The sequence below is a fragment of the Pseudomonas sp. MD330_10 genome (assembly GCF_042610415.1).
Lineage (GTDB): Bacteria > Pseudomonadota > Gammaproteobacteria > Pseudomonadales > Pseudomonadaceae > Aquipseudomonas > Aquipseudomonas rhodesiae.
This window is the reverse complement of record NZ_JBHGZU010000007.1, coordinates 341,013-357,268: the sequence shown is the minus strand read 5'-3', so window position 1 is coordinate 357,268 and position 16,256 is coordinate 341,013. Positions and strand designations below refer to the sequence as shown.

16 protein-coding genes and 2 pseudogenes are annotated in these 16,256 nt (G+C 60.0%); 11 read left to right on the top strand and 7 right to left on the bottom strand.

The window, feature by feature from the left end:
- The first annotated feature begins 203 nt into the window (after positions 1-203).
- From ACFZPT_RS14580 to ACFZPT_RS14570, 3 genes are all read left to right on the top strand, one after another.
- On the top strand, positions 204-794 hold the full coding sequence (locus ACFZPT_RS14580; protein WP_034099343.1) for a cysteine hydrolase family protein: 591 nt from the start codon (positions 204-206) through the stop codon (positions 792-794).
- A 136-nt stretch (positions 795-930) separates the two neighbouring features.
- Positions 931-1,251: a hypothetical protein gene (locus ACFZPT_RS14575; protein ID WP_034099345.1), complete on the top strand. Its 321-nt coding sequence runs from the start codon at positions 931-933 to the stop codon at positions 1,249-1,251.
- A 74-nt stretch (positions 1,252-1,325) separates the two neighbouring features.
- A complete protein-coding gene (locus ACFZPT_RS14570) occupies positions 1,326-1,883 on the top strand; it encodes a Smr/MutS family protein (protein WP_034114655.1) in 558 nt (185 codons plus the stop codon).
- A 118-nt stretch (positions 1,884-2,001) separates the two neighbouring features.
- On the opposite strand, the pseudogene ACFZPT_RS14565 reads toward ACFZPT_RS14570, so the two are convergent.
- Both ACFZPT_RS14565 and ACFZPT_RS14560 read right to left on the bottom strand, forming a co-directional pair.
- Positions 2,002-3,853, bottom strand: a pseudogene (locus ACFZPT_RS14565) (host specificity protein J); the annotation flags it as partial.
- Positions 3,854-4,421: 568 nt separating this feature from the next.
- A complete protein-coding gene (locus ACFZPT_RS14560; RefSeq protein WP_034114657.1) occupies positions 4,422-4,847 on the bottom strand; it encodes a hypothetical protein in 426 nt (141 codons plus the stop codon).
- Positions 4,848-5,811: 964 nt separating this feature from the next.
- Between ACFZPT_RS14560 and ACFZPT_RS14555 the strand changes: the two genes are divergently transcribed.
- The 5 genes and pseudogenes from ACFZPT_RS14555 (at position 5,812) to ACFZPT_RS14535 (ending at position 8,453) form a co-directional block, all read left to right on the top strand.
- Entirely contained in the window at positions 5,812-6,033 is a 222-nt protein-coding gene (locus tag ACFZPT_RS14555; protein WP_034099855.1) for a hypothetical protein, read from the top strand.
- Positions 6,034-6,035: 2 nt separating this feature from the next.
- Entirely contained in the window at positions 6,036-6,362 is a 327-nt protein-coding gene (locus ACFZPT_RS14550) for a hypothetical protein (RefSeq protein WP_379555385.1), read from the top strand.
- Positions 6,266-7,396: pseudogene (locus ACFZPT_RS14545) on the top strand (tyrosine-type recombinase/integrase). Before ACFZPT_RS14550 ends, ACFZPT_RS14545 begins: the two are co-directional and overlap by 97 nt.
- A gap of 37 nt (positions 7,397-7,433) precedes the next feature.
- A complete protein-coding gene (gene folE, locus ACFZPT_RS14540; protein ID WP_003175229.1) occupies positions 7,434-7,979 on the top strand; it encodes a GTP cyclohydrolase I FolE in 546 nt (181 codons plus the stop codon).
- A gap of 102 nt (positions 7,980-8,081) precedes the next feature.
- Positions 8,082-8,453 (top strand): glutathione S-transferase N-terminal domain-containing protein, encoded by a 372-nt coding sequence (locus ACFZPT_RS14535; protein WP_034114659.1) that lies wholly within the window; start codon positions 8,082-8,084, stop codon positions 8,451-8,453.
- Between the two features lie 5 nt (positions 8,454-8,458).
- Here the strand turns inward: ACFZPT_RS14535 and ACFZPT_RS14530 are convergent, their stop codons facing one another.
- Genes ACFZPT_RS14530 through ACFZPT_RS14520 form a run of 3 tightly spaced genes read right to left on the bottom strand, consistent with a single transcriptional unit; the run spans position 8,459 to position 11,401 of the window.
- On the bottom strand, positions 8,459-8,785 hold the full coding sequence (locus ACFZPT_RS14530) for a hypothetical protein (protein WP_034099357.1): 327 nt from the start codon (positions 8,783-8,785) through the stop codon (positions 8,459-8,461).
- Positions 8,782-10,107 carry an acyclic terpene utilization AtuA family protein gene (locus tag ACFZPT_RS14525; protein ID WP_034114661.1) on the bottom strand — a complete coding sequence of 442 codons (1,326 nt, stop codon included), beginning with the start codon at positions 10,105-10,107 and terminating at the stop codon, positions 8,782-8,784. The genes ACFZPT_RS14530 and ACFZPT_RS14525 overlap by 4 nt, the downstream gene beginning before the upstream one ends.
- Before the next feature lies 1 nt (position 10,108).
- A complete protein-coding gene (locus ACFZPT_RS14520; protein ID WP_034099360.1) occupies positions 10,109-11,401 on the bottom strand; it encodes a CitMHS family transporter in 1,293 nt (430 codons plus the stop codon).
- Between the two features lie 114 nt (positions 11,402-11,515).
- Here ACFZPT_RS14520 and ACFZPT_RS14515 point away from each other — a divergent pair, with 114 nt between their 5' ends.
- Positions 11,516-12,412: a LysR family transcriptional regulator gene (locus tag ACFZPT_RS14515; RefSeq protein WP_034114663.1), complete on the top strand. Its 897-nt coding sequence runs from the start codon at positions 11,516-11,518 to the stop codon at positions 12,410-12,412.
- A gap of 9 nt (positions 12,413-12,421) precedes the next feature.
- Here ACFZPT_RS14515 and ACFZPT_RS14510 read toward each other — a convergent pair whose 3' ends face one another.
- Positions 12,422-13,024: a glutathione S-transferase family protein gene (locus tag ACFZPT_RS14510; protein ID WP_034099363.1), complete on the bottom strand. Its 603-nt coding sequence runs from the start codon at positions 13,022-13,024 to the stop codon at positions 12,422-12,424.
- A 10-nt stretch (positions 13,025-13,034) separates the two neighbouring features.
- A complete protein-coding gene (locus tag ACFZPT_RS14505) occupies positions 13,035-14,201 on the bottom strand; it encodes a PLP-dependent aminotransferase family protein (protein WP_034114665.1) in 1,167 nt (388 codons plus the stop codon).
- Between the two features lie 81 nt (positions 14,202-14,282).
- On the opposite strand from ACFZPT_RS14505, the gene ACFZPT_RS14500 reads away from it, so the two are divergent.
- Both ACFZPT_RS14500 and ACFZPT_RS14495 read left to right on the top strand, forming a co-directional pair.
- On the top strand, positions 14,283-14,717 hold the full coding sequence (locus ACFZPT_RS14500; RefSeq protein WP_034114667.1) for a MarR family winged helix-turn-helix transcriptional regulator: 435 nt from the start codon (positions 14,283-14,285) through the stop codon (positions 14,715-14,717).
- A gap of 263 nt (positions 14,718-14,980) precedes the next feature.
- Entirely contained in the window at positions 14,981-16,243 is a 1,263-nt protein-coding gene (locus ACFZPT_RS14495; RefSeq protein ID WP_371263967.1) for an NCS2 family permease, read from the top strand.
- Positions 16,244-16,256: the final 13 nt, after the last annotated feature.

Genomic DNA, 16,256 nt, shown 5'->3' with positions numbered 1-16,256 from the left:
ACAGCCTTCGCCTGTACCGACGATGTACGAAGAACCTGGTGCCGTACGTCGGTTTTCATCCAAATTGCCAGTATTGCGCCCAACACGCGCACCTCTTGACATCGCTGCACGCCAGCAACGGCGTACCTTACGATCGTAGCGATTCACAGAAGCGCTCAGCCAGTGGACAATGTCGCAAACGCCCCCCTCACAGGAGCCCCAGAATGTCCGTTCCAAAGACGATGTTTCAACTCAGCGGTCGTGGTTACGCAGCTGCCAATCTCAGCCATGCGACCCTTGTGATCATCGACGCCCAGAAGGAATACCTCAGCGGCCCGCTCGCCCTCTCGGGCATGGACGCGGCCGTGGCCAATATCAAGCAATTGGTCGCCGCGGCGCGGGAAGCCGGGCGCCCTATCGTGCATGTACGTCACCTGGGTACCGTCGGCGGCCTGTTCGACCCACAAGGTGAGCGCGGTGAATTCATCCCCGGCCTGGAACCCAGCGCTGACGAAACCATTATTGGCAAGCTGCTGCCCAGCGCGTTCCACGGCACCGAACTGCTCGACTGCCTGCAGAACCTGGGTTCCCTGGATCTGATCGTCTGCGGGTTCATGAGCCACTCCAGCGTCAGCACCACTGTGCGCGCCGCCAAGAACCTGGGCTTTCGCTGCACCCTGGTGGAAGACGCCTGCGCCACCCGCGACCTGCCGTACAAAGGCGGCGTGCTGAGCGCCGAGCAGGTGCAGCAAACCGAAATGGCCATCATGGCCGACAACTTCGCCACCCTCGCTTTGACCAAAGATCTGATCTGATCGCCGCCGGGATGAGCGGCGGGTTTATTGCCCCGCTCATCCGCTAAGCCCTTTCATTTGGCGCAATTACCCCTGCCCCCGGAACAAGCCGGGTATCTTCCGGTCGAAGGGCCGATACCCTGGAGGAAAGGTCGGGATGAAGATATCCGATGGTTTTGACGCTCGTCGCTTGCGCCCCAAGGGCCCGAGCAATTGGCGTCTGCGCTTGGTGGCCGGCATTGCCGCGCTGCTGGCGATTGTAGGTGTGCTGTTGGCGGGCGCCGGTGGTGCTGGTCTGTTTGGCCATTCGCCGGCCCTGGGCGAACTGAATGCCAGCCCGGGCGGTTCTGCCTTGCTGTTGGGCATTGGCCTGCTGGTGCTGTGGTTGGGTGTGTGGTTGTGGCGCCGCAGCCGACGCCGCATGCGGCAGCCGCTGTCGTTGAACATTGCCTCACACCTGATGAAGAAGCACGACTAGTGGCGCTTGGATAGCGTTTCCTGCGTCCGGCCGCCGCGATTTAGGTAAACTGCCCGCCCTTCGCGGAGGCTGACATGCAAGACGACGATTTTTCCCTGTTCAAAAACGAGCTGCGCGGTGTCAAGCCGATCAAGCATGACCGTGCCGACACCGGTAAACCCAAGACCGATCGCGCGCAGATCGCCAAACTGCGCCAGGCCGCGACCGTGCGCACCGACGCCACCACCGTGGATGGCCTGTCGGACCAGTTCGTCATCGACGTCGGCCCCGAAGACGAGCTGATGTGGGCCCGCGACGGCGTGCAGGAAAGCCAGATGCGCAAGCTCAAGGCCGGCCAGATCCCTTTCGAAGGCAGCCTCGACCTGCACGGCATGACCGTGGAAAAAGCCCGGGAAACCTTATGGGCCTTTCTCGCCGAAGCCACCAAGTTCGAAATCCGCTGCGTGCGCGTTACCCATGGCAAAGCCGTGCGGCTCGACGGCAAGCGGCCAATGATCAAGAGCCACGTCAATACCTGGCTGCGCCAGCACACACAAGTACTCGGCTTCACCTCCTGCCAGGCCCGACACGGTGGCGCGGGGGCGGTGTATGTGATGCTCAAGCGGACCATGATGGAAGGGCGTGACGAGTAGGTAATTCAACAAAAAGCCCAGCGGATTAGCTGGGCTTTAAAGGAGCCTCTCAGAGGTTCAACTGTCGAAAAGCTCTCTTGCTTTCTTCTCCCTCGCCTGCAAGATCATTTTTTTGCAGAGTTATCGGGGTGTCCTCGGCACCGGCGGGGAAGCCCCCACTTGATGCCAATACCGAACAACTCGCTGATGGTGGTCAGGAACAATACCCCCGGCGGCAACCCGACCTTTCCTTCCAGATTGGTTAGGTTGGAGTTCTTCCAGATCGAGAAATCTCAAAGGCGCTGACCGACCGCACGCGGGCCAGGTAGGCGCCCGAGTAAATGCCAGTAACGTCGACGCTCGTTGAACCCGTGCGCTGCACCTTGATCCAGTTTCCGTTGTCCTTGCGCCACTCCACGTCATACGCAACGGCGCCGGTGACAGCCGGCCACGAGATGTTCATGGCGCTAATCGCGATGCCCTGGTTCACGGCGTAGCTCGATGTGAGCGTGACGCTCGCCGGCGCCGGAACGACCGTGATTGGCACAACGCTGATCGGCCGTTCTTCAAGCCGCGCCCCAGTGTCGATGTGAGCGAACTTGCTCGGATCGTACTGAACAGCCGAGATTTCGAACACGCCAGGCTCCGGGCGGGCCACGCTTACCACCTCCAACGGGTTGTCGCCGTAGCGCCGCTGCAGCTTGGCATCGGTCACAGCCGTTACATCGGTGTCGTAGTGGTTCAGCTGGTTGTCGTAGCTGATCAGCGCCCGGGTGTAGCGGGTGCGCTCCGATGCGCTGGAGTAGGTGAATTTGTCGTCGATGACGTTCGCCCGGGTGTACGCGAAGTCGAAGTCAGTAGCGCGCGGCATATCCGCCAGTGTGAACACCTGGCCCTGGGCCCAGTAAGTCATGCCTCGATAGATCGTGGATATGTCACGAAGAAGCGACCAGGCGTCAGCCTTGCTCTGCAGGTTCAGGTTGCAGATGAAGCGCGGCTCTTGGCCGCTCTTCCCGTCCGGCACCAGTTGATCGCAGTAGTGCGAGATGCGATACAGCTCCCACTTGTCCACCATCCAAGGCTTGATGCGCCGGCCAAGGCCGAAGCGGTCGGCCGTGGTGATGTCGTAGGTCATCCAGACGGCGTTGTCAGTCCACGCCTGCTTGAACGTGCCGTCCCAGACGCCGGAGTAAGTGCGCGACACAGGCTCGTAGTTGCTCGGCACCTGCATCTTCTTCAGCTTGGTCTCGACCGTGACGGCCGGAATGCTGCGGAACTGCTCGGCGGAAAACTCAATGTAGAGCAGCGCGGTGTTTGGGTATCGAACCTTCGCATCGATGACCTCAGTGAAGCCTGAGATCTGCATCGTGTCGGAGATTTTGTTGTTGTTCTGGTTTGTGGTCATCCGCGTGATACGCATCAACCAGCCGGTGGCTGCCGTGGGAAGATCAATGCGGCGCGTGCGCTCGGAAAGGCTGGTGGTCTTTCCATCGACCGCTTCACTAAGCACCTGCTGGTAGGCGCCGCCGTCGATGGCCAACTCAATTTTGTACTAAATCCGGTAACCGTAAATGTTGCCGCTGGCGTCCACAGACTGAAGTGCCGGCCAGGCGAAGCGCACGCGAACAGCAGAGAGCTGCGTGTTGTTGATAGCGCGAACCCATGGCGTCCCGCTGCGCAGCTCGGTACTGATGGTAGTCTCGTTCTCGATCGAGGGGATGCCCTGGATATAGCTCTGATCAACCGCTCCAGTGCGCCACTCCCACTTCACGTTCGGGAAGTTCATGTTTCCCTGGGGATCTTGCAGCGGGGTGTTGTCGAGAAAGATATCGCCCGCGGTAGGCGTGCCTTCGAATTCACCTTCGCCGATCGCGATTAGCATTTTGGCAATGGCGATAGAGCGCAGGCTGTCAGGGGCCTCAGTGGGCGTTTTTTGGCTTCTCGGAGCCACCCTTGGCGCCGTAAATATCGAGCTTCTGTGCTGCGCCCATGCTTTTCTCCAGGCAATAAAAAGGCCCGCCGAAGCGAGCCTTTGATGAAGTGGTGCGGACTATAAGCATCCTTGCAGCGCGGCCAATCGCTTATTCGCAATCCAGTTTCCGACCACCACGTAATACTTCGCTTCGGCGCCGGAGCCTTTAGGCTGAATGTCAACGAAGTACTGGGACCCCTCGGTGAACACCGTGTAACCAGTATCGCGGCCAGGCTGAAGAGTTGCGCCAGGCGTACCGCCGAATATCGACTGTTTCTGCCATTCGTACTGGACATATTTAGCCAGCGCCGCGTCCGTTTTTTTTGGAAGTGAGAACCTTGTACGGGCCAGATTGGCGAGCCTCGTTCATGGTTGGCGCGATACACCCCGCCAGCATCGCTACCAGCGCCGCCGCTATCAAAATCCGCATGTCGTTGCTTCTTTGGTTTGGCGGGACTGTAGCATTTTCGGCTTAAAAATCTCTCAGGCGGTGACTTTTTCCAATGCGTCGTCGAAGCTGAAAATTGATGAATAATAGGTGGCACATCTACATTTTTTGGGGGTAAATCCGTTTTCTTGGCTTTCAATCAATGTTTCAAAGCATCACATTGCGCACGCAGGTCTCTGTCGGAGATCGAACCGCAACTACCGTTGTTAGTTTTCGCGTTACACAGATAGCGCTGATCACTGTCGTCAATGCTGTTGCAGCTGCCTCCGTTGGTTTCAGCATTGCAGGCATAGCGTAGGTCGCGGTCGGAGATTGAGTTGCAGCTTCCATGGTTGGTCTTGGCATTGCAGTAATAACGCTGATCACTGTCGCTGATGCTATTGCAACTACTCCCATTGATTTCCGCGTTACAGGTATAGCGCAGGTCGCTCGCGGAGATCGAGTTGCAACTACCATGGCCTTCCTTAGCTCGGCAGTAAGCGCGCTGGTCCGAATCGCCAATGCTGTCGCAGCCAGCAAAGGCATAGCCGCTAATCATCAGCAGCAGTACACAAATCAATCTCATCGCTTTCTTCCTTGCTTTGCCGGGAATCCACCCGGTATCTTCGGCACGCTGGCGCTCTGCCCAGGCACATGTCAAATTGACACTATCACAAGAAAAAGTTCCCTTGCATCTTCAGCAGTCTACCCGCTGTCCAGGCATCCAGCGTGGATGGAATGTCAGTAACCGGGTTGATCCTCACTCCCAGCCGCGGTCCTTATAGGAAGTTTTGTCCTGCTCAGGAACGTCAGTTGTGTAATCTCCCCAGCCCATGTACGAATAGTATTTGCTCATCGCTTCAAAATGGCTGGAAGCTTCGACCTGCAAAGTAAGTAAACGCCGGTCAGTTTGAAACCCGCATCACTTTCGTGGAAATAGACGTCTCAAAACTATCGAAAGAGCCGCGGCTATGAAGGAAGCAGCGATGTTCGAAGATGAGTGAATCACGCGAAGAAAATCACCGAATGTCGCCGTCTCCGAATCAGCTTTCAGAAGAAATAACACGATGAAGCCAACATAGCAGCCTAGAGCACATCCCAAAAAAACCTTCATCTCAGAGCGCGCAAACGCTATGGAGCGTTGAGTTAACAAAGCACCAATGTGGGCGGCGCTTCTTAGCGACTCGTTGAAATTCATAGGCTGGTTCCTTCCATTGATTATTGGCTAACCAATAGTAAATCAACGCAAACCAAACCCCAATCCCCCTACATACATGCCGGTGAGCGGCGGGCGAGGTATGCCTATGTCCGAAAGAATCCCATGTAGCGAGTACGACGCCGAGAAGATCCGCTGCAAGAGCGGTTTCCCTGTCCTTCATTCGATATGCCATGGCGGCCCGCCTGGGTGCCCGACCTGCGGAGTTCCAGGAACCGCCCCTAATGTGCATGCGTGAAGACCTTCCCGCGCACTTGACTCGCCCCGACGGCATGCCTCTCGGCTGGCCGAACAAATAACCACCTTCAGCCGCCCAGCGCGGCAAGGACACCCCATGTTCGCAATAAAACTCACCCTGCTCATTGTGGGCATAACGCTGTACGTGTCCGGCACCGTCTGCTGGATCTTCTGGATCGCACCCGAACTGGTCATGGACGGAGAGACGTCCGACCTTCTCTACGCATTCGGCGGAACCTGCGCCTGGATGCTGTTCACCTTCGGCATGATCGTTCACATCATCAAGACAGCGCGGCCGGCAGCGGGCGGCGGGAGGTAGTTATGGCAGCAGCAGAGCAGATACCCGTCGAGTACCTGTCCGACAAAATCGCGGAGATGGTCGGGACAACGCGGCGCGCGCTCCAGGGCAAGCGCCAGCGCAATATCAACCCGAAAGGGGTATGGAGCGAAATTGACGGCCAGATTTACTACAGCATCAGGAGATATGAGGCGTGGCTAGAAAGCCTATGGGATTGCCCGCCGGAGTTGAATTCGCAGGCCAATCAGTCCGCATTCGCTTCACCTGGCAGTTCAGGCGCTGCGAGACCCTCGCCTACACCCAAACGCCAAAAGACATTAAAGCGGCAGCAGATCTACGCGCTACAGTAATAAGCCTGATCAAACACGGCGTAATGGACGACAAGCGTTACGCCGAGCTTTTCCCGAACTCGACATATTCCACCTACTCCGCGACTCCGTTGTTTGGCGAGTATGCCTAGACCTGACTCGACAGCCGTGAAGTGGTCGGGGGCACCCGGAAAAACTATCGAATCTCCCTCAACCTTTACTGGATGCCGCACCTTGCGCTGCTTCCGATCGATCAGATCACATCAGCAATGCTTCGGAAAATAGCTGGAGAGACGCCGTGGAAGTCGTCGACGGTGAAGCGCTCGGCGATCCAGCGGCTGCACACGATGTTCGAGTGCGCCGTGAACGATGAGCTGATAACCAGGAACCCGGTCGGCTCAATTGAACTGCCGGTGAAGGCAAAGAAACCGGTGGAGCCTTTCACAGTAGCGGAGGCGGATTTGATCATAGGGCACCAGTACGAGGTGCTGACCGGATCAATGCAGGTCTACGCGGCCTACTTTGAGTTCGCGTTTTACACCGGCATGCGGCCTGGGGAGATAGCGGCGTTGCGCTGGGATGAGGTGGATACGGAGTGGCGGGTGGCAAACGTGTGCAGAATCGTGGCTGACTACAAAATCGAGGAGCGCACGAAAACCCGCGAAGCGCGGCGAGTTATGCTGAATAGCAGGGCGTTGAATGCCGTTGAGGTGGCCAAAGGTGTGGCCGAGTTGAGGGCGAAACAAAGCCGGCGGCAGCATAGACAATCGCCGTACGTTTTCCCGCCGACCAAGAACTTCGAGTTCATTCAGCAAGCCAGCGTGACCGACAAGCACTTCAAGGCGGCGCTGGTCGCGTTGAAGATCCGGGCGAGACGGCAATACAACTGCCGCCATACTTACGCTACCATGTGCTTAATGGCAGGCATGAACCTTGGGTTCATTGCTAATCAGCTCGGTCACAGCGTGCAAATGCTGCTGACGACTTACGCCCGATGGATCAACTCCAGTGAAGACTGGAGTGAAGTTGGGAAGCTTGAGCAAAGCCTGATTGGTACAAAATTGGTACAGACATAAACCGTACCCCTCTAGAACCCATACGGAATACAGCTCTGTGACATTGGAACAGAATTACACCGCGATCCTCGGCCAACTCGGCGAGGACGTTTCCCGCGAGGGCCTGCTCGACACGCCCAAGCGTGCCGCCAAGGCGATGCAATACCTTTGCCGCGGTTATGAACAGACGCTCGAAGAAGTCACCAACGGTGCCTTGTTCAGTTCCGACAACAGCGAAATGGTGCTGGTCAAGGACATCGAGTTGTACTCGCTGTGCGAACACCACCTGCTGCCGTTCATCGGCAAGGCCCATGTGGCCTATATCCCGAGCGGCAAGGTGTTGGGCCTGTCCAAAGTGGCGCGGATCGTCGATATGTATGCGCGTCGCCTGCAGATCCAGGAAAACCTCAGCCGCCAGATTGCCGATGCCGTGCTGCAGGTGACCGGCGCACTGGGCGTGGCGGTGGTGATCGAGGCCAAGCACATGTGCATGATGATGCGCGGCGTGGAGAAGCAGAATTCGTCGATGATCACTTCGGTGATGCTCGGTGAATTCCGCGAAAACGCAGCCACCCGCAGCGAATTTCTCAGCCTGATCAAGTAAGCAGCTGCGTAGGAAAAGACCGGCGTTCATCGCCGGTTTTTTTTCGCCTGCACAAATCAGGTAAGCTGCGGCCCCTTCTGTGTTGGGCAAGAGGTTTCAGCCATGTTCGTCAAAGCACTTCGAGTGGGCCTCGGCCACGTCATCATCGCGGGCGATTTACTGACCCGTCCCCGTAAAAAGCAGCGCCCCGCCGAGCAACAGGCACAGGTCAACGAAGCGGCCAAGGGCCTGACCCTGTATCAGTTCCACGCCTGCCCGTTCTGCGTGAAGACCCGCCGCACTCTGCATCGCCTGAATGTGCCGGTAGCGCTGAAGGACGCGAAGAACAATGAGCAGGACCGTCAGACCCTGCTGGAGCAAGGCGGCAAGATCAAGGTGCCGTGCCTGCGTATCGAAGAAAACGGCCAGACCACCTGGATGTACGACTCCAAGGTGATCATCGATTACCTGGATAAACGCTTCGCCGCCGTCTGACAGACTTATCGCCCTTTTGCCGGGGTGAGCTCCAGATCCAGCAGCGCCGAGCCTAGACACTTGCCATGGGCATCCAGGGCCAGCGAGCGGGTTACGCCGCCGCGCAGTATCCCCGGCAGCACGAAGTTCAGCGCGTGCACATGGGGCAGTTCATAGCGCCGCACCGGTGCCGCGCCCGGGCCGAGCAACCCGGCGAAAAACTCGGCGACCCGTTCGGCGGTGAGCTGTTCGCACAGCCTTGGGTAATCCTCGGCGCGGTAAGCAATGATCGAGATATTCGACGTATCGCCCTTATCGCCGGTACGGGAATGGGCCAGTGTGTGCAGTTTCATGCCTGAATCCTCGGGTTGACCGCATCACGGGGCAGCAGCAACGAGGCCACCGCCACCACCTGGCGTAGGCTTTTGCTGGCACCGCCGCCGCCGGACGGGCCGTTGGTGTACAGGGTTTCCACCTCGTTGCCGATGCGCACGGCGTCGCTACGCTCTTCACAGCGGGCGGCGACGCGCAGGCGCACTTCCCAGGGCTCCACGCTATTGCGCGGACCGTGCAGCGAGTCGATACCGATCAGTTCGGCGCGTACCTCCTGCATCTTCACTCCCATCAATTCAAGACGCTTGAGCACCACATCCCGCGCCAACTGCGCCCGTGCGACAGCGCCGGGGCCGCCGTAGGACATCTGCCCTTCCCCGATCCAGCCATCCAGATAGCCCACGCTGACCTTCAACTGCGACGGGCGCCCACGGCCATCGGCGCCTTGGGCCCGAACGCGATCCACACCCTCGTCGACAAAGCTCACCTGGGAAAAGTCCGCAATCACGTCGGGGGTGAGATAGGCCGCCGGGTCATGCACCTCATAGATCAATTGCTCGGTGCAAGTGGCGCGGCTGACCCGCCCACCGGAACCCGCAACCTTGGTGATCACCGCGCTGCCCTCGGCATCGATCTCGGCCAAAGGGAAGCCGAGCCGCGCCAGATCCTCCACGTCCTTGAACCCCGGATCGGCGAAATAGCCGCCGCTGACCTGTCCTGCACATTCGAGCAAGTGCCCCACCAAGGTGCCCCGGCCCAGGCGCGGCCAATCGTCCGCGGCCCAGCCGAATTCAAACATCTGCGGCGCAAGGAACAACGACGGGTCGGCCACGCGCCCAGTGATCACCACATCGGCCTCGGCGCGCAGGGCCTCCAGGATCCCATCGACACCCAGGTAGGCGTTCGCCGAGATCACTCGCGCGCCGAGTGAGGCAAGGGTCTGGCCGTTATCCAGCACCTGCTCGGGGCGTAGCAGCGGCAATACGTCGTCGCCGACCACCGCCACGACCTTGAGGTCCAGGCCCAGTTCCGCGGCGATGCACCGTACGTGTTCGGCCGCCGACAGCGGGTTGGCCGCGCCCATATTGGTGATCACCCGCAAACGCCGGCGCCCCGGCTGCGCGCCGACAAACGGCAGCGCACGGCGCATGCGCTCGCCCAGCAGCGGGTCGTAGCCACCCTTGGGATCGCTGATGCGCGCTTGTTGGGCCAGGGCGATGGTGCGTTCGGCCAGGCATTCGAAAACCAGGTAATCCAAGTCGCCGTGCTCGGCCAATTCCACGGCCGGTTCGATGCGGTCGCCGGAATAGCCGGCGCCGGAACCGATGCGCAAGGTGTTCATGTCAGATCACTCCCAAAAGCAACGCGGTCAGGGTCATCAACACTGACGCGGCAAACAGAAACGGAATAGTGAAGCGCTGGTGATCGGCCAGTTCGATCTTGCACAGGCCCACCAATAGGAAGGTCGCCGGGGTCAGCGGGCTGACCGGGAAACCGGTGGTGTGCACGCCCAGCAGCGAGGCCTGGGCCACTTGCAGGGGGTCCACGCCGAGGGCCTTGCCGACTTCGGCGATCACCGGCATCACGCCGAAATAGTAGGAATCGGGGTCGAACAGCATGCTCAGGGGCATGGATATAAAGCCCACCACCGCCGGGATTAGCTTGCCGTGGCCCGCCGGAATCTGCGCCACCGCCACTTCGGCGATGGCCTTGAGCATGCCGGTGCCCTGCATGATGCCGGTGAACACCCCGGCGGCGAGCAGGATACTGGCCATGGTCAAGGCGGTTTTTGCATGGGCGTCGATGCGCGCACGCTGGGCGTCCACGTTCGGGTAATTGATGCACAGCGCCACGACGGTGCCGAGCATGAACATCACCACCGGGTCGACCCAACCGGCAATCATCACCACCATCACCAGCACGGTCAGGATCAGGTTGAGCCAGAACAGCCGTGGGCGCCGCAGCTTGAGGTCGTCCTCGCTGAGTACGCGTTGCGGCACGGCGTCTACCGTAGAACCGGCGCCCAGGCCCAGACGTTTTTCTTCGCGCCGGCCCAGCCACCAGGCGCAGGCGAACACAAAGATCAGCCCCACGATCTGCACGGGAATCAGCGGTTGGAACAGGTCCGCCACCGGCACATGCAGCGCGGCCGAAGAGCGCAGTACCGGGCCGGTCCACGGCAAAAAGTTGACCCCGGCGGCCATGGCGCACACACACGCGAGGATGCGTTTGTCGATGCCCAGCCGCGTGTAGAGCGGCAACATCGCCGGCACCGTCACCAGGAAGGTCACCGCACCGGAGCCGTCCAGGTGCACCAGCAGCGCCAGGGTCGCGGTGCCGACGACAATCCGTGTAGGGCGCGTGCCCACCGTGCGCAGGATGCGGTCAATGATGGGGTCGAGCATGCCTGCGTCGGTCATGATCCCGAAAAACAGGATGGCAAACACAAACATCCCCACAACAGGCGCGACGTTCTTGATTCCGGTGATGATGAAGGCACTGGTTTGCAGGCCGAACCCGCCGAGCAGCGCGGCGATGATCGGCAAGGCGATCAGGGCCACCAGTGGCGAGAGGCGTTTGCTCATGACGGCAATGAGCAGGCACAGGATGGTAATGACACCCAGGGTAGCGAGCATGGGGACTCCAGAGCGGCCTTTGCTGGCCGGTTATTGTTTTCCACGGAGTATTGGAAGCGCGGTAGTCTTTGTAAATTGGAATATTCAGCCCGGCATGTTCGGAAAAACAAAACGATGAAAAATTCGATCCAGCATATCCAAGCGTTTCTCACCGTCGCGCGCACCGGCAGCTTTACCAAGGCCGCCAGCGAAATGAACCTCTCGCCGTCGGCGCTCACCGTACAAGTGCAGCAACTGGAAGAGTGGCTGGGCATCGCTCTGCTCGACCGCAGCCCGCGCCACGTCAGCCTCACCCCAGCCGGCCAGGAAGCTCGCGGCCCGATGGAAAAACTGCTGCTGGACCTGGATAACATTGTCACCGGCTCGCGCGACCTCGCCGCGTTGCGCCGGGGCGTGGTGACCATTGCCGCCCTGCCCTCGGTGTGCGCCGGTAGCCTGCCCCCGGCGCTGCGTCTGTTCCGCGAACGCTTTGCCGGGATCGATGTGCGCCTGCACGACGTGGTGGCCCATCGCATTCATGCGCAGGTGCGCGCCGGCGACGTGGACTTTGGCATCGGCGTGCGGGCGCGATTAAGCCATGGCCTGGATTTCGTGCCGGTACTCAATGACCGCCTGTGTGCGTTTGTGCCGCTGTCTCATCCCTTCGCGGCTTTGCCACGCTTGTCCCTGGAGCAACTGGCGGACCAGCCGATCATCCTCACCGGCCGCGACAGCAGTGTGCGCGAGCAGGTGGACGCGCTGTTCGACCAGACGCGGCTGAGCATGACGGCCGGCATGGAGGCTAACTACATGTCGACGGTGCTGGCCTTGGTGCGTCAAGGGTTGGGGATCAGTGTGTTGCCGGAATCGGCGGCGGACAGTTTGGAGGGGTTACAGCGGATCGCCATCGATCATCCCGGGGTAAGCCGGGAGATCGGCCTGATCAGTCGCAGCGGCACAACGCTGAGCCCGGCGGCGCAGCGCTGTTTCGACCTGCTGAGCGATGAGTTATCTGACACGTCATCGAACTGAATGGAGTGATCAGTCCAGCATCGCCACATGCTTGGGATGACTGGCTACCCGTGCCAGCCAGGCCTGCACCGCCGGGTACGGCGCCAGATCGAAGCCGCCTTCGTGGGCCACATGGGTGTAGGCATACAGCGCGATATCGGCAATCGAATACTGCTCGCCCACCAGATATGGCGTGGCTTGCAGTTGGCGTTCCATCACCCGCAGCGCCTTGTAGCCGCCCTTATGGGTGGTTTTGTATTCCTCCAAGCGATCTTCCGGCATGTTCAGGTAGTACTGGATAAACCGCGCCACGGCGATGTAAGGCTCGTGGCTGTACTGCTCGAAGAACTGCCATTGCAGCACCTGGGTGCGCAAGCGCGGCTCGGTGGGCAGAAACTCACTGCCGTCGGCGAGGAAGTTGAGGATCGCGTTGGATTCCCACAGGCAGGTGCCGTCTTCCAGTTCCAGCACCGGGATTTTGCCGTTGGGGTTCTTGGCCAGGAATTCGGCGGTCTGGGTGTCGCCGTTGAGGATGTCGACATTCACCCATTCATACGGGATACCCAGCAGGTTGAGCATCAGTTTGACTTTGTAGCAGTTGCCCGAGCGGTAATCGCCATAAACCTTGTACATGGGGTTCCCCTTATGCCGCTTGCGCGTGCTGTGCTTGACGGATCACGGCGGCCAGACGCATCAGACCTTCGTCCAGGCGGGACGGGTCGATATGGCTGAAATTGAGCCGCAGTGAGCCCAGGTGCTGGTCCGGCTCGGAAAAGAACGGTTCGCCGGGCATAAAGGCGACGTTCTGAGCGAGCGCGGGCGCCAACAAAGTGCGGGTATCGAGCGGCTGTTTCAAGGTCAGCCAGAAGAATAATCCGCCCTGGGGCACCTGCCAGTCAGCGAGTTCGCTGAAATGCCGTTCCAGTGCGGCCTGAAACCCATCGCGGCGCTCGCGGTAAAAACGGCGCAGTTCAGCCAGGTGCTGCTGATAATTCGGCGTGCCGATCCACTGCATCGCCTGCCACTGGCCCACGCGATTGGTGTGCAGATCCGCCGATTGCTTAAGCTTGAGCAGGTGCGGGAACAGGTCGGGGCTGGCAATCAGGTAACCGACGCGCAGGCCCGGCAGCAGGGTTTTGGACACGGTGCCGGTGTAGATCCAACTGGCCTTGTGCAGGCGGCTGACGATGGGCCGCGCGCTGGCGCCGTCGAAGGTCAGTTCGCGGTAGGGTTCGTCTTCGATCAGGGTCACGCCGAATTCGTCGAGCAACGCGGCGACAGCATCGCGCTTGGCCTCGCTATAGCGCACCGCCGACGGGTTCTGGAAGGTGGGGATCAAGTAGATGAACGCCGGGCGATGACGCTCAAGCTTGGCGCGCAACGCAGCCAGGTCGGGGCCGTCGTCCTCCAGGGGCACAGTGAGGCAATCGGCGCCGAACAGCTGGAAGATCTGCAACGCGGCCAGGTAGGTCGGGCCTTCGAGCAGGATGGGCGTGCCTTGATCGATATACAGCTTGGCCGCCAGGTCCAGGGTCTGCTGGGACCCGCTGACCACCAGCACCTGGCTGGCCTGGCACGGCACGCCCAGGGCGCGCGCGTCGGCAGCCAGCAATTCACGCAACTGTGGCTCGCCTTCGCTCATGCCGTATTGGCCGATGTTCAATGGCATGTCATCCCAGTTCAACGCCGGCAGCATGCTTTCGGCCGGCAGCCCGCCGGCGAACGACATCACTTCCGGGCGCTGCGCCGCGGCGAGGATTTCACGGATCAAGGAGCTTTTAAGGCGCGTAACACGTTCGGAGAAGGCCATAAGGTCACCGCTGGCGAAGACTGTGGGAAATACGTCAAACTGGTTGACCGAAATTACGACAGCTCACCTGGATACGTCAACATGCTTGACCTTAAAAACCCAAACAGCCAGCAGCAAGCCATGGAAGCGTTTTTCTTCGGCTACCAGGCGTTCACCGCCAAGGCCGATGAAATGCTCGAACGTCGCGGCCTGAGCCGGGTACATCAGCGCATTGTGTTTTTTATCGCCCGCTACCCGGCCCTGAGCGTGACGCAGTTGCTGGCATTGCTAGGGGTGAGCAAGCAGGCGCTGAACATGCCGTTGCGCCAACTGCAGGAAATGCACTTGGTGAGCAGCGTGGCGTCGCAGACCGATAAGCGCAAACGCCTGCTGGAGCTCAGCGAAGACGGTCGACGGTTCGAACAATCCCTGCGCCGCGAGCAGGTGAAGTTGCTGCAGCGCGCCTTCAGTGAAGCCGGTGAAGAGGCGGTGAAAGGCTGGCTGGCGGTGAATATGGCGCTGAGCGCAAAAAACTAGAGGTTTGCCTTTCATCCCTTTCGCACACAAAATGGAAAACATTATTTGCTTTCTTTGTATACAAAAGCATAATTCGCTTCGTGCGAGTTCCTGACCTATCAGTCAACAAAACCCGCCGGTAACCTCACAGCGCCCTGCGCTGGCCATAACAATAAAATGCTTGAGGAGTACTCGCTGTGGATAGCCGCAAATCCGAAGCCCCTACGCTGGACCTGTCACCCGCCTCCCAAGGCGGTTGGCTGGAACGCCTGTTCAAACTGCGCATGCATGGCACCACAGTGAAGACCGAGCTGATCGCCGGCCTCACCACCTTTATCACCATGGCCTACATCATTTTCGTCAACCCCAACATCATGGCCGATGCCGGCATCGATCACGGTGCGGCCTTTGTCGCCACCTGCATCGCCGCCGCCCTCGGTTGCCTGCTGATGGGCCTGTACGCCAACTGGCCGGTGGGCCTGGCGCCGGGCATGGGCCTGAATGCGTTTTTCACCTACACCGTGGTCGGCACCATGGGCTATCACTGGGAAACCGCCCTGGGTGCGGTGTTTATCTCCGGGGTGCTGTTTATGCTGCTGACGCTGTCGCGCATCCGTGAGTGGCTGCTCAACAGCATCCCGGTCAGCCTGCGGCATGCCATGGGCGCCGGTGTCGGTCTGTTTCTTGGGGTGATCGGCCTGAAAACCGCCGGCATCATCGTCGACAGCCCGGCCACCCTGATCAAGCTCGGGTCGCTGCACGAGCCGGCACCGCTGCTGGCGGCGGTGTGCTTTTTGCTGATTGCGATCCTCAGCTACCACCGCGTGTTCGGCGCGATTCTGATCAGCATCATTGCCGTGACCCTGGCCGGTTGGGGCCTGGGCCTGGTGCATTACAACGGCATCCTGTCCACCCCGCCGAGCCTGGCGCCGACCTGGATGGCGATGGACGTCAAAGGCGTATTCAACGTCAGCATGATCAGCGTGGTGTTCGCCTTTCTGTTTGTGCACATGTTCGACACCGCGGGCACCTTGATGGGCGTCGCGCAACGGGCCGGGCTGGTGAATGCCGACGGCAAGATCGATAACCTGTCCCGCGCCCTCAAGGCCGACAGCGCCTCCAGCGTGTTTGGGGCCATGGTCGGTGTGCCGCCAGTGACCAGTTACGTGGAAAGCGCTGCCGGCGTGGCCGCCGGTGGGCGCACCGGATTGACCGCCGTGACCGTGGGCGTGCTGTTTGTGGCGGCGATGTTTTTTGCGCCACTGGCCGGCATGATTCCGGCCTACGCCACGGCCGGCGCGCTGATCTATGTCGCGATGCTGATGATGGCAAGCATGGCCCATATCAACTGGGACGAAGCCACCGACAGCATCCCGGCGATTGTCACGGCGATCATGATGCCGCTGACGTTTTCTGTGGCCGACGGCATCGCCCTGGGCTTTATCACGTATGTGGCACTCAAGGCCGGCACCGGCAAATACCGTGAGATATCCATCAGCCTGTGGGTGCTGTGCGCGATTTTCATCGCCAAATTCGTTTTCCTGTAACCCAGGCAAACGG